This window comes from Photobacterium sp. TY1-4, assembly GCF_025398175.1.
In the GTDB taxonomy this organism is placed as follows: Bacteria; Pseudomonadota; Gammaproteobacteria; order Enterobacterales; family Vibrionaceae; genus Photobacterium.
The window spans coordinates 1,624,583-1,639,252 of sequence record NZ_CP099734.1; the positions used below are offsets into that span (position 1 = coordinate 1,624,583).

12 protein-coding genes and 1 pseudogene are annotated in these 14,670 nt (G+C 53.3%); 8 read left to right on the plus strand and 5 right to left on the minus strand.

Annotation, left to right across the window (positions count from 1 at the left end; all coding sequences use genetic code 11):
* Window positions 1-68: 68 nt before the first annotated feature.
* From NH461_RS07700 to NH461_RS07720, 5 genes are all read left to right on the plus strand, one after another.
* The gene (locus NH461_RS07700) at window positions 69-785 is read left to right on the plus strand and encodes a tRNA-uridine aminocarboxypropyltransferase (protein ID WP_261602649.1); all 717 of its coding nucleotides are present in this window, start codon (window positions 69-71) and stop codon (window positions 783-785) included.
* Window positions 786-969: 184 nt separating this feature from the next.
* Entirely contained in the window at window positions 970-1,878 is a 909-nt protein-coding gene (nagK, locus tag NH461_RS07705; protein ID WP_261602650.1) for an N-acetylglucosamine kinase, read from the plus strand.
* A 126-nt stretch (window positions 1,879-2,004) separates the two neighbouring features.
* On the plus strand, window positions 2,005-3,279 hold the full coding sequence (locus NH461_RS07710; RefSeq protein ID WP_261602651.1) for a DEAD/DEAH box helicase: 1,275 nt from the start codon (window positions 2,005-2,007) through the stop codon (window positions 3,277-3,279).
* A gap of 97 nt (window positions 3,280-3,376) precedes the next feature.
* Window positions 3,377-3,958 carry a DNA-3-methyladenine glycosylase I gene (locus NH461_RS07715; protein ID WP_261602860.1) on the plus strand — a complete coding sequence of 194 codons (582 nt, stop codon included), beginning with the start codon at window positions 3,377-3,379 and terminating at the stop codon, window positions 3,956-3,958.
* 53 nt (window positions 3,959-4,011) lie between these two features.
* On the plus strand, window positions 4,012-5,325 hold the full coding sequence (locus NH461_RS07720) for a lipopolysaccharide biosynthesis protein (RefSeq protein WP_261602652.1): 1,314 nt from the start codon (window positions 4,012-4,014) through the stop codon (window positions 5,323-5,325).
* Between the two features lie 28 nt (window positions 5,326-5,353).
* On the opposite strand, the gene NH461_RS07725 is transcribed toward NH461_RS07720, so the two are convergent.
* On the minus strand, window positions 5,354-6,442 hold the full coding sequence (locus NH461_RS07725; protein WP_261602653.1) for a ketoacyl-ACP synthase III: 1,089 nt from the start codon (window positions 6,440-6,442) through the stop codon (window positions 5,354-5,356).
* A 321-nt stretch (window positions 6,443-6,763) separates the two neighbouring features.
* On the opposite strand from NH461_RS07725, the gene NH461_RS07730 reads away from it, so the two are divergent.
* Entirely contained in the window at window positions 6,764-7,750 is a 987-nt protein-coding gene (locus NH461_RS07730; protein WP_261602861.1) for a Gfo/Idh/MocA family protein, read from the plus strand.
* Between the two features lie 147 nt (window positions 7,751-7,897).
* Here the strand turns inward: NH461_RS07730 and NH461_RS07735 are convergent, their stop codons facing one another.
* Window positions 7,898-9,268 (minus strand): SLC13 family permease, encoded by a 1,371-nt coding sequence (locus tag NH461_RS07735; protein ID WP_261602654.1) that lies wholly within the window; start codon window positions 9,266-9,268, stop codon window positions 7,898-7,900.
* Between the two features lie 544 nt (window positions 9,269-9,812).
* Between NH461_RS07735 and NH461_RS07740 the strand changes: the two genes are divergently transcribed.
* On the plus strand, window positions 9,813-9,938 hold the full coding sequence (locus NH461_RS07740; protein ID WP_261602655.1) for a hypothetical protein: 126 nt from the start codon (window positions 9,813-9,815) through the stop codon (window positions 9,936-9,938).
* 67 nt (window positions 9,939-10,005) lie between these two features.
* Here the strand turns inward: NH461_RS07740 and NH461_RS07745 are convergent, their stop codons facing one another.
* From NH461_RS07745 to NH461_RS07755, 3 genes are all read right to left on the minus strand, one after another.
* Complete coding sequence (locus NH461_RS07745; protein ID WP_261602656.1) at window positions 10,006-10,701, minus strand: vancomycin high temperature exclusion protein; 696 nt, start codon at window positions 10,699-10,701, stop codon at window positions 10,006-10,008.
* A gap of 212 nt (window positions 10,702-10,913) precedes the next feature.
* Window positions 10,914-12,602: an NAD-dependent malic enzyme gene (locus NH461_RS07750; protein WP_261602657.1), complete on the minus strand. Its 1,689-nt coding sequence runs from the start codon at window positions 12,600-12,602 to the stop codon at window positions 10,914-10,916.
* Between the two features lie 500 nt (window positions 12,603-13,102).
* Window positions 13,103-13,999 carry a 1,4-dihydroxy-2-naphthoyl-CoA synthase gene (locus NH461_RS07755; protein ID WP_261602658.1) on the minus strand — a complete coding sequence of 299 codons (897 nt, stop codon included), beginning with the start codon at window positions 13,997-13,999 and terminating at the stop codon, window positions 13,103-13,105.
* A 348-nt stretch (window positions 14,000-14,347) separates the two neighbouring features.
* Between NH461_RS07755 and NH461_RS07760 the strand changes: the two are divergent.
* Window positions 14,348-14,653, plus strand: a pseudogene (locus tag NH461_RS07760) (ISAs1 family transposase); the annotation flags it as partial.
* Window positions 14,654-14,670 lie beyond the last annotated feature (17 nt).

A 14,670-nucleotide genomic window follows, 5' to 3' on the forward strand; every position in this document is an offset into this window, starting at 1 on the left:
CCCCGTGAAGCGCCAGTACAATGCTGGCGTTTTTCGTTTAAGCGTTTCTTGTGAGGGGGAGAGCAGCAATGCGCATCCACGCGGTCCATCATTTATATCAGGAGCGTCTGGCACGCTCGACCCGTCCGTATCGGGCGCGCGGCTGTAACGTCGAGCGTTGCAGCTATTGCATGTTGCGCCCGCACTTATGCATTTGTGGCGACAAACCGCACATTGACTCGCAGGCGGCATTTCTGCTGCTGATGTATGACGATGAGATCCTGAAACCGAGCAATACCGGCCGGTTGATTGCCGACCTGTTTACAGACACCTTCGCCTACATCTGGTCCCGCACCGAACCCGATCCGGCGATGCTGGCCCTGCTTGACGATCCGCAGTGGCAGCCCTTTGTGGTGTTTCCGGCAGAATACGCCGCGCCTGAGCGGGTCGCTGAAACCGTGACGATTGCCCCGGGCAAGCGACCGCTGTTTATCCTGCTCGACGGCAGTTGGGCCGAGGCCAAGAAGATGTTTCGTAAAAGCCCGTATCTGAACGCGTTTCCGGTCCTGTCGATTCAGGCGGATGAGCCGTCGCGTTATCGGGTTCGTGAAGCCGCCAAAGTCGGTCAGTTGGGAACGGCAGAAGTGGCGGCGAGAATTATCGATTTATATGGTGAGTCCCAGAATGCCGAAATGCTGGATCTGTGGTTTGATGTGTTTCGCGAGCATTACCTGACCGGTAAGCTGAACCGGCAGTTGCCGGAAGCGTCTGCGATGAAACAGCTCCAGGCTTTTGTGGCCACCTGATTTTTGTAATTTTAGAACAGCTTAAGGGCTTTTTGTGCAACACCTTGTTGTTTCTTTCGGCAAACGCGAGTCAACGCGACAGGACGGCTGACTAAATTTGTGGTGTATCACAGTCTGTAGGTGTAGAACTGTGGATAATTTTTTCAGTTTTATGTTTTAGTGATTTGATTGCGGAGTGTGCAGGATGTACTACGGCTTTGATGTGGGTGGAACCAAGATTGAGTTTGGTGCCTTTAATGAAAAACTGGAGCGCGTAGCCACTGAGCGGGTGCCGACGCCGGGCGGCGACTATGACAAGCTGGTAAATACACTGGTTGAGATCATTGAGAAAGCCGATCAGACCTTTGGTTGCGAAGGCCATATCGGGATCGGGATCCCGGGGATGGAAGACGCCGAGGATGGCACTGTCCTCACATCGAATGTGCCGGCGGCCAAAGGCCGTACACTGCGTAAAGATCTGGAACAACGTCTGGGCCGCAGCGTGACCATTGATAACGACGCCAACTGTTTCGCGTTGTCGGAAGCCTGGGATGCTGAGCTTCAGGGTGAAAAATCGGTCCTGGGCCTGATCCTGGGCACCGGTTTTGGTGGCGGCCTGGTGTTTGACGGTCAGGTGTTCTCCGGCAAGAGCCATGTTGCCGGTGAAGTCGGCCATACCCGGATGCCGATTGACGGCTGGTTCCATCTGGGTGAGAACGCGCCGCTGTTTGCTTGTGGCTGTGAAAAGAAAGGCTGTATTGATAATTACCTGTCCGGTCGCGGTTTCGAGCAGCTGTATGCCCACTATTATGGCGAACAGGTAAAGGCTGTTGAGATCATCCAGCGCTATGAAGCGGGGGATGACAAAGCGGTTGAGCACGTGGATCGTTTCCTGGAGCTGCTGGCGATTTGTTTTGCCAACCTGTTCACAGCGTTGGATCCGCATGTCGTGGTTCTGGGTGGCGGCCTGTCGAATTTCGAGCTGCTCTATACCGAGCTGCCGAAGCGTCTGCCGAAGCACCTGTTGTCAGTTGCTCGCGTACCGAAAATTGTGAAAGCCAAGTACGGTGATGCTGGCGGTGTTCGCGGTGCGGCGTTCCTGAATATCAAGTAAGCCAAGCTAAGCGCGCCACTAGGATATCCTGCGTGGCAACCGATGCGAGAAGGGAGCGAAAAGCTCCCTTTTTTTGATCGGAATCTGTTAGAATCCGCGCCTGAATTTAAGATGTGGAACCACAAAATGTCCTTTCATGCCCTGGGGCTGCAAAGCCAGCTCGTTGATACTGTTACCCGCTTGGGTTTCGAAACCCCGACGCCTGTTCAGCAACAAGCCATTCCTGAAGTCCTGGCCGGGCATGACATTCTGGCGGGCGCCCAAACTGGTACTGGTAAGACTGCGGCGTTTGGGTTGCCGTTGCTGCATAGCCTGATGGAAACACTGAGCGACACTCCGGCACAAGCGGGCGAATCTGCTGGCAATCCGGCCCGGGTGCGGGCGTTGATCCTGACGCCGACCCGGGAGCTGGCCCAGCAGGTGTTTGACAATATCACGGCCTACAGCGAAGGCACCGGCGTGAAAACTGTGGTTGCTTATGGCGGCACCAGTATGAAAATGCAGGTTGCTGCGCTACGTCAGGGCGTGGATATCCTGATTGCAACGCCCGGTCGTTTGTTGGATCACGCCCACGTTCGCACCATCGACTTAGCGGATGTGCAATATCTGGTGCTGGATGAAGCGGATCGGATGCTGGATATGGGCTTTATTGATGATATCAAGCGCATTATCCGGCGGATGAAATCAACGGCGCGTCAGACCCTGTTTTTCTCGGCGACCTTTGCCGGCCCGGTGAAAAAACTGGCCTATAGTATTTTGCAGGAGCCGAAGCTGATTGAAGTCACGCCATCGAACAGTACCGCCGTGACGGTGGAGCAGATGGTGTACCCGGTGGATAAGCATCGCAAACAGGAGTTGTTGGCGTATCTGATTGGCTCGCGCAACTGGCAGCAGGTGCTGGTGTTTACCAAAACCAAACAAGGTGCGGAGGCGCTGGCGAAAGAGCTCAAGCTTGATGGCATCAAGGCGGTGTCGATCCATGGCGATAAAAGCCAGGGGGCGAGACAGCGCTCACTTGAGGAGTTCAAAGACGGCAAAGCCCGGGTGCTGGTGGCGACGGATGTTGCAGCCCGGGGCATTGATATCGAACAGCTGGAGCATGTGGTGAACTTTGATATGCCGTTCAAGGCGGAAGACTATGTGCACCGGATTGGCCGGACCGGACGCGCCGGCAAACCGGGCTATGCCGTGTCCCTGATGAGCCTGGATGAAGAATGGGCGCTGCGGGCTATTGAAGCGTTGCTGGATACCCGCTTGCCGCAACAGTGGCTGGAAGGCTATGAGCCGGATCCGACCATTGAACCGCCGGAACATCAGCGGCGGGGACGTTCGGCGGATAAACGCCGGGCCAAAGCACGCTCAAAAGTCCATCAGAGCCGGGGTCGTCAGCGCCGCGCTTGATCGCTGTGATGCTGATGTCCGGCATCGCGTTGACAGGGATGAGGTGCTGCTCTAAGGTCATGATTATTCAAAAAAGGAATTTCGTATGGTGGAAGCAGTGAAGCGTTGTCCCTGGGTGGACGAAAGCAAGCCCGACTATGTGGCGTATCACGATCTGGAGTGGGGTGTCCCGGTGTATGACGACCAGAAAATCTTTGAGTTTCTGGTTCTGGAATCGGCTCAGGCCGGTTTGAGCTGGTACACCATTTTGAAAAAACGCGCCAACTATCGTGATGCGTTCGCAGAATTCGACCCCAAGCGCGTGGCTACATTTACGGATGATGATGTCGAACGCCTGATGAATAATCCGGGGATTGTCCGGAACCGACGCAAGATTGAAGCCGCGATCAACAACGCCCGTTGCTTTTTGGCGGTCCAGGAAGCATTCGGGACTTTCGCCGATTATATCTGGTCCTTTGTTGAAGACGGACCGAAAACGAGCGCATTGCGTGAATTGTCGGATTATCCGGCGACAACCCCGGAATCGGATCGGCTGGCCAAGGATATGAAGAAGCGGGGGTTTAAGTTCCTCGGCTCGACCACCTTGTATGCCCATATGCAGGCGACCGGCATGGTGAATGATCACAGTCTGGACTGTTTTCGCCGGGCCGAACTGCTCGCTGATCAACCAGAAGATTAAACATGATGAAAAGCGGCTGACAAGCCGCTTTTTTAATGGCAAGGAGTTGCCCAATGGAGACGGTGAAACAAATTCTGGCCCTGACCCCGTTTACCTTTTTAAACCATTTCAGCCGGGTGATCCTGACTATTGTGCTGGCGCGACTGATGGGGCCGGAACATTACGGGACATTCGCGGCCATGCTGGTCCTCAGCGAGGTGTTACTGCTGCCGGCCAGCCTGGGATTTTCCGTGTCCGTCGTCCGGCTGGCGTATCCGATGTGGCAGACCGAACAGGTGGCCATGCTGCGGGGATTGCGCCTGGTGTTTCTGGCCTCGATTGCAATTCTGGGCACCCTGATCGTTGCCGGGGTGTTGAGCGGATATGCGTTGATTTCGCCGCACCAGCTGGCGGAGCAACATCTGATGTACCTGTTGCTGATTGTCCCGCTGGGGGCGTTAATGCAAACCCAGTCCTCCTTGCTGTTGGTGCTTGAACGTCAAAAACATGCGTTGCTGAGCAAGCAGTGTTTGCTGGAGTGCCTGGTGCTGGCATTCTGTCTGGTGGCCTATTGGCTGGAAGATGAAGTGCTCCTGGCGCGGATCTGCCAGGTGATGATCGTGGCGCTGCTCATTGTGGTGATCGGCCAGCATCGGCTGATCGCCCCGGCCCTGGCCGGCCAGGGCAAAGCATTTCAGATGAAGCAGTGGTATCGTCAGTCGCTGACGGTTCTGGCCAGTGGAGCCGGGGTCGTGCTGGTGGCTAAGCTGGATGTCTTGCTGGTGCATCATTGGCTCGGTGCCCATGCCGTGAGCGTATTCTACCCGGTGATTGTGATTGCCGGGCTGATGGCGATTCTTTCCAATGCCGTCGGGACATTTCTGAAACCTGTGTTGTTGCAGGCACAGTCAGAGCCCGCTTCACTGGCAACTCAGTCCACGGTCAGCCACGCCATTCGAACATTCTGGGGTATGAACAGCCTGCTGATTCTCCTCCTGTCACTGGCGGCTCATCCGCTCTTGACCCTCTATGGTGAAACGCAGGTTGAACTGGGCCACGAATTGCTGTTGATCATGCTGGCCGGACAGCTGCTGCTGCCGCTTCGGGTGATCGCGGCCAACATGATCAGCCTGATGTCGAATCCGCTCCATAACTTGTATGTGCTGTTAGGCGTGTCTGTCCTGACCGTGTGGCTGGCTGATGTGCTGCAACAGGAGTATCAGTTGCTTGGCGTGACGATCGCGTTCAGCGTTGGATTTGTGGTGGGAACGCTTATTCGGGCGATTATCGTGGTGAAAACGCTCAGTGTGTCCTGGCGGGTACTCTGCGGGTTGCCGGTGCAACTGCCGCCGGGTGAAAAATGGGATATCTCCGGCTCCTCATCGTGAGCCGGAGTCTTCAGCTGTCGTTAAACCGTCATTCAACGTTGTTTTGTTTTTGCTGGCAGTGGGCGATAGCTTTGGCCAGGATCTCGGTCGCTGTTTGATTGCAGGCAGGTAGTTCGGCATCGGAGGTCGCGACCGGAGTGGTGCGCTGTCCCCATTTAATGAGGCTGGCTCCCCAGGTCAGTCCGGCACCGAATGCGGCGGACAGGATAGTGCTGCCCGGCTGAACCCTTCCGCTTTCAACAGCTTCACACAAAGCAATCGGCACAGTGGCTGCTGAAGTATTGCCGTACTTCTGAATATTGACGAAAGCTTTCTCGAGCGGGATCCCGGCATGGTCGCAGAGGGCTTCAATAATGCGTTTGTTCGCCTGATGCGGAATGACGATATCGATCCCCTGGCTGTCGAGCCCGGAACGCTCCAGCACCATATTGGCCGCAGCGCCCATGCCTCGAACCGCCCGGCGGAAGATCTCCCGGCCCACGAAATCGAAAGCAAAGTGACCGGCATCCGGGTTAAAGCGATCCATGTGGGTGCCGAAACCCGGGATGGCCAGTACGTCACGTCCTTCCGGATCGCAACCCAGTTGCGCTTCCAGCAGTCCGGATTCTTGCTCGGTGCGGCTCAGAACCACAGCACCGGCGCCATCCCCAAACAGCACGGCTGTATCGCGCTTGCTCCAGTCGAGGTACCAGGACAGGTGCTCGGCGCCAATGACCAGGGCGTGGCGGTAATTGCCGGCCTGGATCATTCGAGTGGCCGTTTCCAGTCCGTACAAAAATCCGGTACAGGCCGCATTCATATCAAAAGCGGCCGCTTTACCGGCGCCCAGTTCGCGCTGGACCTTCGAGGCAATGTTGGGGATCAGGGTGTCTGGCGAGCAGGTGGCGATAATAATCAGATCCAATTCGCTGGCTTCAATCCCGGCGGCAGCCAGGGCGCGCGCACCGGCGACACGGGCCATATCTGAGGTATCGACATGGCTGATATGGCGGGATTCAATGCCGGTTCGGGTGCGGATCCACTCATCGGAGGTATCGACAAACTGGCTTAACTCTTCGTTGCTCAGGACGGTCGGGGGCAGACACTTCCCCCAACCTGTAATTTCGGCGTAGTACATAAAATTCTCTTTTTCGTTGTTATCTGACCATTGAGACAGAGGCCAACTTTCCGGATTTTTCAGGTTGGGCGAAAGGAGAAAAGTCGGCTCAAAGGCAGTTCACGCTAATGTAACAAAGGGGCTGGGGGAGGGACAGCGAATTCCACCCAGAGTTTAAGTCTTATCAACATGTCGGGTGAAGATGGGGAAGTATTGGTGTGAAAATAGTCGGTTATCCGTCACAGTGATGGGATCATGGCCGCTTTCTCGGCCTGATCTTGGTACGCGGCCATGATCTGTTATGATGATGTTTCCGCAAATTGAACAGAAATGGTAACTATGATGATCCGTTTTGGTGTGATTGGGACGAACTGGATCACTGACAGCTTTATTGAAGCTGCTTTGAAAACCGGACAGTATCAGCTGACCGCCGTTTACTCCCGTAAACTGGACAATGCCAAGGCCTTTGCCGAGAAGTACGGGGTGAGCCTTTGCTTTGATGATTTGGATGCGATGGCACAAAGCCCGGAGCTGGACGCCGTCTATATTGCCAGCCCGAACTCGCTGCACGCCCCGCAGGCGATGCAATTTATCCGGCAGGGCAAGCATGTGATTGGTGAAAAGCCGCTGGCTTCGCATCACGCTGAAGTCGAGGCGCTGATCGCCACTGCTGAGCAGCAGGGCGTGGTGTTGTTTGAAGCGATGAAAACGACTTACACCCCGAACTTTCAGCGTATCCGGGAATGCCTGCCGAAACTGGGCAAGTTGAGAAAGGTTTACCTTTCATACTGTCAGTTGTCGTCACGCTACAGCAAGTACCTGAATGGCGAAAATCCGAATACCTTTAATCCTGCTTTCTCCAATGGCTCGATCATGGATATCGGGATTTATCCGCTCAGTGCGGCGATCGGATTGTTTGGTGAGCCGAATAGTTTTACGGCCCAAGGCGTGCTGTTGGATTCCGGTGTCGATGCCCACGGCACCCTGGTGCTGCATTATTCGGACTTTGATGTGGTGGTCAGCCACTCAAAAGTTAGCGATGGTTTGATCCCGAGCGAGTTTCAGGGCGAGCAGGGGACTCTGCTGGTCGAGAGTATTTCCGAGTGCCGCTCGGTCACGTTGCATCGCCCGGAAGAGCCGCCTCTGAGCCTGAGTGTCGCGCAGGAAGAGAATGTGATGTACTACGAAGCATTGGAATTTGCACGGTTGATTGACCAGCAGCAGGTCTCGCATCCGGGGCTGGCCCGTACGCAAATTGTCAGTGCGATCATGACCAGGGCGCGTGAGGTGATCGGTGTCCGTTTCCCGGCGGATGAGCAAAGTCTGTAAGGATTCAGCGGTTGGACACCGGAAAGCGCTCATAAAAAAAGGTGGCCGATTCGGCCACCAAATAAAGGGATGTTGTTGTCGTTATTCAGGAAAAACGGTGATTACTATGGTCCGAAGCGCATGGCTCGGAACACCTGGTTCGAACGATTACCAGAACAGGTACGCAATGATGGACAGCGCAGCGATACAAACCAGGTTGAGGTAAATACCGGCTTTCATCATTTCGGACTGCTTGATGTGGCCTGAACCGAAGACAATCGCGTTTGGCGGTGTGGCGACCGGCAGCATGAAGGCACAAGATGCAGACACGGCAATCAGCGCTGACAGAATGACCGGCGAGACACCCAAGGCTTCTGCAACCGTCGCAAATACCGGGACCAGCAGGGCCGCACTGGCGGTGTTACTGGCAAACTCAGTCAGGAAGACCACGAAGGCAGCCACGACCAGAATCGTAAAGAACATACCGGCTTGATCCAGGAAGGTGCTCAGACCTTCAGCCAGGAAGACACTGGTGCCGGTGGCTTTCAGCACGTTACTCAGACAGATACCACCCCCGAACAGCAGCAGTACGCCCCAGTCGGTTGATTTTTCAATATCTTTCCACTGAACAACTCGGGATGCACCCAGCAGAACAATCGCAGTCAGGGCAACCAGGGTATCGAATTTGCTGAATCCGCCCAGCATCGCATTGACTGGCTTGCTGAAAATCCACAGGAAAACCGTCAGGGCAAAAATGGTGAGGGTAACCAGTTTCCCGTTATCCCATTGGACAGGTTTGTGGTCGAGCTCGAAAGTGTGCTTCAGATTTGGTTTCAGCAAGAAGTACAGCAGCGTTACAGTGAGTGGCAGCAGCACAATCGACGTCGGCAGACCGAATACCATCCACTCCGTAAAGCTCAGACCGACTTCCGCGGCGGCAATGGCGTTTGGCGGACTCCCGACAACCGTTGCAATCCCGCCGATACTGGCACAGTAGGCAATGCCCAGCAGTACGAATACATAGGTGTTGCGCTCGCTTTTGGCATTGACCTTGTTCAGGACACCCAGAACCAGCGGCAGCATCAGTGCTGTGGTTGCGGTGTTACTGATCCACATCGACAGGCCGGCAGTGACCCCGAACAGCATGAAGACGGCAACAGACATGCGTCCTTTCGCCAGAACCAGAACCTTATCGGCAATTGCTTTATCCAGCTCCTGCTTGTGCATTGCAGCGGCCAGAGCAAATCCCCCCAGGAACAGGAAGATGATCGGGTTGGCAAAGCTACTCAGGGCTTGTGGCGTTTTAAAAATGCCGAATCCAATGGCCAGAAGCGGCACCAGGATGGCAGTAATGCTGACATGAACGGCTTCGGTCAGCCATAACACGGCCACAAAGGCCAGGATACTCAGACCGACTACGACGTCCTTTTCGTAGGGTAGGAAGTTCATTAAAAAGGTAAAAAGGGCGATGTCTGCCAGTAGAATGATGCTATTCCTGTCAAACAGCCACTTTTTCAGTGTCAGGGTTAAGGCTGTCATATGCTTTCCTTTAGCTATGTTATTACGGTTCATACAACTTCATGTACCTAGGTGTCATCTGTGGTAAATGTTACATGTTATTTTCGAGTTGTTAATTGCTTGCTGCGTGATTATTGGGCATTTGGATGGGTAATTATGTGTTTTGTGAGGTTATTGCTGAATAATGTGTGGAATTGTACCCATTAATTACCCGCCTAGTTAATCATGCTGTTTAGGCTTTCCGAGGAAGTCTTTTTTAGCTGAATTTTCTGTTATTGATGTGGATCATTTTTTTTACATTGCGATAGCATGTGCGGTGGCGCTTGAAGCGGTATCACAGACAGCAAGGATGTGGGGGCAGCATCTTAGCGTGCCAGGTCAATAAATATGCATCATTGAACTGTCTCGGGAGTGCTGATTAAGGCTTCATCATCTATCCATTTTCGATGTGACATATGTCACAGTTGTGCTTCGGGGATCCGCAAAGGTGTTTCAGCATTTCTATGCCTTATGTATCATAATTATTAAAGGATGTTATCAGTAATAAAAATAAGGCTAGGTTGTTATGAGCGCAAAAACGCAAGGGTTGCGTAAGCGTGTGCGTGCTGAAGCACAGGCGCATTTGAAAGGAGTCCGCGAAAAGTTTCTGCAGTCCTATATTGAGAAGGCATCAAAAGAAAAGGTGGGTTGACCCTTGTTTTCTTTTTACTTTTCAAACAGAACAAAAAGCCATGCGATTGATGCATGGCTTTGTTTTTTCAGGCCGGCGGAAGGGCTGCATCGGCGATTTCCGGCCCTTCAGGTTCGGGCGGAGCGGTTTCGATCGGCTCCTTCGGACCCAGAAAACGTGGCTTGATGTCGAGCAGGTACACATCGGCGATGGCTTTAAGCCGCGCCAGAACTTCCCGCATGCGGATCTTAAACCCGGCGAGGCCGCCTGGCTCGGGTACTGCCAGGCAGATGGCATCAATATTGTTACTTTTGGCGATGAATAACGCGCGTTCGCAGTGAAATTTCTGCGTAATAATCACGAAGTGATTGACTTCAAACACCCGTTTGGCCCGAACCACGGAGTCCAGCGTCCGGAAACCGGCATAGTCGAGTACAATATCATGTTCAGGGATCCCCGCCTTGAGCAAATCCCGTTTCATGGTCCAGGGTTCATTGTACGAGCGGTGCGCATTGTCGCCGCTGAGCAGCAGGATGTTGATTTTACCGAGTTGATACAGCTGTTGCGCCGCCTCCATCCGGTATTCGTAATACGGGTTCAGCGTTTTGGCGATGAATTTGCTGGTCCCCAGCACCAATCCGATTGCCCGATTCGGGACATGAGCCGGGTCGGTAAAGATTCGATCCGCCGTTGAAGCCGCTACCCAGCGATCAGCCAGCAAACTCATCCCAATGATGAGCAGACTCATGACAGTAAATAGGCGGATGACGTTGAGCGGTTTCATATAATTCCGTGGAGCCTTAAAAATCGTATCATACCAAACTGATAACTAATCTGTTGATAACGCAGTGTAAAATACCTGTCAAATTGCGCGGGAGGCTGTGCGCCAGCGTTATTCAATCCAGATGATTGAATATATGTGGCAGTGGGTAGGTTTGGCAACGGCAAGTGCAGAAAAAAGCCCGCATGTGCGGGCTTCTGGGTTAGGCTGGCTGATTAGAACGAGGTCCGCTTATAGCGACGATACTCAGATTGCCAGTAGTTGGCTTCTATCTTCTCTCTAATCCGCTCATCGGTATTCTTCGGCGCTTTTTGCTGCTCGACAGCTTTTTTCGCCACGGCAAAAGCGATGTGGCGAGACACTTCCTGGATATCTTCCAGAGGCGGTAGCAGGTCGCCATTGCCATGCTTCGCCATTGGTGAGCATTCAGCGAGGGCACGGCTACTTGCCATCAGCATTTCGTCGGTGACACGACGAGCGCCGACCGCCAGGACACCCAGACCGATCCCCGGGAAGATGTAGCTGTTGTTACATTGGGCAATGGTGTAGGTTTTGCCTTCATAGACCACAGGCTCGAACGGTGAGCCGGTCGCGACCAGAGCCTTGCCGTCCGTCCAGCGGATCAGATCGGCCGGTGTCGCTTCAACGCGGCTGGTCGGGTTGGACAGCGGGAAGATGATCGGGCGCTCGCAATGCTGATTCATTTCGCGGATCACTTCCTCGCTGAACAGGCCCGGTACGCCGGAGACCCCGATCAACACGGTCGGTTTCGCGTTGCGCATCACATCCAACAGCGAAATGTTGTTATCTTCGGTATCCCACAGGTTGATTTCACTACGAGGCTGAACCAGTTTCTTCTGGAAATTGAGCAGGTTCGGCATGTCATCGACCAGCAGACCCCAGCGATCGACCATAAAGACCTGGCTGCGTGCTTGTTGCTCGGAGATCCCTTCGGAAACCATTTGCGCGATGATCGCTTCCGCAATACCGCAACCGGCTGAGCCGGCACCCAGGAAGGTCACGCGCTGCTCGGAAAGCTGACTTCCCGCGGCTTTACAGGCAGCCAGCAGCGAGCCAACGGTCACTGCCGCGGTGCCCTGGATGTCGTCGTTAAAGCAGCAGACCTTGTTCTTGTAACGCTCCAGCAACGGCATGGCATTTTTCTGGGCAAAATCTTCGAACTGGATCAGGGCATCCGGCCAACGTTGCTTCACGGCCTGGATAAACTCATCCACGAAATCTTCATATTCCTTACCCGTGATCCGGGTATGACGCCAGCCCATGTACATTGGATCCGACAGGCGCTGCGGGTTGTTGGTCCCGACATCGAGGACAACCGGCAGGGTGTAAGCCGGGCTGATCCCGCCACACGCGGTGTACAGCGACAGTTTACCAATTGGGATCCCCATGCCACCGATCCCCTGGTCGCCCAGGCCTAGGATTCGTTCGCCGTCTGTCACCACGATCACTTTGACGTTGTGACGCGATGCATTGTTCAGCATGTCTTCAATCCGATCGCGGTTCGGATAGGAGATGAACAGGCCGCGGCCACGACGGTAGATGCTGGAAAAGTTTTCACAGGCTGCACCAACGGTCGGGGTGTAGATGATCGGCATCATCTCGGTAATGTGGTTTTCGACCAGACGGTAGAAGAGGGTTTCGTTGGTATCCTGGATGTTGCGGAGGTAGATGTGGCGGTCAATATCGTTATCAAATTTTTGATACTGCTGATAAGCACGCTCAGCTTGTTCTTCAATCGTTTCAATTGCTTCAGGAAGGAGACCTTCGAGGTTGAAGAACATGCGTTCTTCGACGCTGAACGCACTTCCTTTGTTTAACAGGGGTGTTTCAAGTAACGCAGGGCCTGCGTAGGGGATATATAGGGGTCTTTTATCGTTTTTCATGCAATTGACTTTGGTAGTAGGTTAGGTCGGAGTCAATGAAAATTGCATACATCATTTTCATTCAGTGCTAATCCTATGCCTATAAATCGTTTATTTCAAAGGCTGAACACCACTTTTTCGCGAAATTGATCAAGTTTTTCGCCATCTTTTTACAGCAATTAACATTAATCCGACTGCAATGTTTCAATATGCGATGCAATGTTTCAAATTGTGGTTTAATTTGTATATTAAATGTCTATTTATGGTTTTGTTGATGTTGTGATCTGTGTTGTGAATTTTGGCTAGAAAATCGCAAAGAGGAATGACTGAGACTGTGTTTATTTCTTGTTAAAATTGATCGATTTTTGTTTTGTTTGTGTTTTCAGTTGGTGTTCGGGAACTGGGGTGACAAGGCTTCTGGGAGAGAACGATTCAGCCCGGCGAGAGGCAGCCGGGCTGAGTGGTGTCGGCACTGCCAACTGACGTGCAACGTGTCGGTCAGTCGAAGTTGGCTACGAGACTTAATAATGCCAAGGGAAGCGACTGAAATCCTGATCGCGTTTTTCCAGAAACGCATCACGGCCTTCTTGTGCTTCCTCTGTGCCATAGGCAAGGCGCGTCGCTTCACCAGCGAACAGTTGCTGGCCGACTAAGCCGTCATCCGGCAGGTTGAAGCCGTATTTCAGCATCCGCATGGCGGTCGGGGATTTACTGTTAATCGCCTCGCCCCAACGCAATGCCTCTTCTTCCAGCTCAAAATGGTCGACGACTTTATTGACCATCCCCATCTCAAAGGCTTCCTGGGCGCTGTAATCAAAGCCACAGAAGAAAATTTCGCGCGCGCGCTTCTGGCCGATCATTTTCGCCAGGTAAGCCGAGCCGTAGCCGGAATCAAACGAAGCCACATCCGGATCCGTTTGTTTAAAGACCGCGTGCTCTTTCGAGGCCAGGGTTAAATCACACACCACGTGCAGACTGTGCCCGCCGCCAACGGCCCAACCGGGCACCACGGCGATCACGACTTTCGGCATGAAGCGGATCATCCGCTGAACTTCAAGAATGTGCAGGCGTCCCATGCGGGCCAAGTCGGCAGTACCGGCTTCCGTGCCTTCATACTTATAGCCATCCTTGCCACGAATGCGCTGGTCGCCACCGGAAGAGAACGACCACTGGCCTTTGTGTGACGGGCCGTTGCCGGTCAGCAGGACACAGCCAACATCTGACCATTGACGGGCATGATCCAAAGCAGTGAACAGCTCATCGACGGTTTTGGGGCGAAAGGCATTGAGACAATCCGGGCGGTTAATCGCAATCCGGACCGTCCCCTGATCTTTGGCGCGGTGGTAAGTAATATCTTCAAATTCGAAGCCTGGGACTTCATCCCACAGTGCCGGGTTAAAAATTTCTTTGCGGGTCATGATGACGAACCTCTAGAACTGGATGCATGCATAGCACTCTAGGCTAGGGGCTTATGGCCAAATGTCAATGATTTCTATAGGGAAATTAAGGTTTTGGTTGCATAAGCGACAGGTGGTGGTTTGGCTAGGGGAACTGTAGAGCGCCGGAAAAATCTCCGACACCATGAGGCTCGGTGGCAAGTCTGGATGAGTCCTGTGTTGTGGGGATGTTAGTGGATACCCTGAAAGTAAACGTACTGTCTTTGCGGATGAGTGCTGACGCAGATCGAGAACACGAACATGCCCGTTATGTTTTGATAGTAAAACCGTGCATAGATATCAAATTAGAGTTTATGTGCTCGGTAACACCGCTATTACATCAGCTCTGCTGAGTTGGAGACAGAGCGTTTCGCCACCGCAGTGCGTGGCCACTGGGAATTGAAAATAGCCTGCACTGGGTACTTGATGCATCAACGAACGAGGATGCTTGTTAGATTTATCGCGGAGATGCAGCTGAGATCATGGCCTGTTTTCGGCACATTGCACTAAACATGTTTGCGAGCCGAAACCTCGAAAAAGGCTAGCATTCGACGTAAACAGAACATAGCAGCGATGAATACCGCTTATCTGGACAAGGTGTTACTGGCTGGTTTTAAGGCGGTGAGTAAAAAATGAGCATTCATGCTCTCACC

Bases quoted from the DNA above. Each gene is read 5' to 3' on its own strand.
- NH461_RS07750 (WP_261602657.1), bottom strand. From the start codon at position 12,602: ATGAAAAACGATAAAAGACCCCTATATATCCCCTACGCAGGCCCTGCG.
- NH461_RS07740 (WP_261602655.1), top strand. From the start codon at position 9,813: ATGAGCGCAAAAACGCAAGGGTTGCGTAAGCGTGTGCGTGCTGAAGCA.
- NH461_RS07710 (WP_261602651.1), top strand. From the start codon at position 2,005: ATGTCCTTTCATGCCCTGGGGCTGCAAAGCCAGCTCGTTGATACTGTT.
- NH461_RS07730 (WP_261602861.1), top strand. From the start codon at position 6,764: ATGATCCGTTTTGGTGTGATTGGGACGAACTGGATCACTGACAGCTTT.
- NH461_RS07735 (WP_261602654.1), bottom strand. From the start codon at position 9,268: ATGACAGCCTTAACCCTGACACTGAAAAAGTGGCTGTTTGACAGGAAT.
- NH461_RS07700 (WP_261602649.1), top strand. From the start codon at position 69: ATGCGCATCCACGCGGTCCATCATTTATATCAGGAGCGTCTGGCACGC.
- nagK (WP_261602650.1), top strand. From the start codon at position 970: ATGTACTACGGCTTTGATGTGGGTGGAACCAAGATTGAGTTTGGTGCC.
- NH461_RS07745 (WP_261602656.1), bottom strand. From the start codon at position 10,701: ATGAAACCGCTCAACGTCATCCGCCTATTTACTGTCATGAGTCTGCTC.
- NH461_RS07755 (WP_261602658.1), bottom strand. From the start codon at position 13,999: ATGACCCGCAAAGAAATTTTTAACCCGGCACTGTGGGATGAAGTCCCA.
- NH461_RS07720 (WP_261602652.1), top strand. From the start codon at position 4,012: ATGGAGACGGTGAAACAAATTCTGGCCCTGACCCCGTTTACCTTTTTA.
- NH461_RS07725 (WP_261602653.1), bottom strand. From the start codon at position 6,442: ATGTACTACGCCGAAATTACAGGTTGGGGGAAGTGTCTGCCCCCGACC.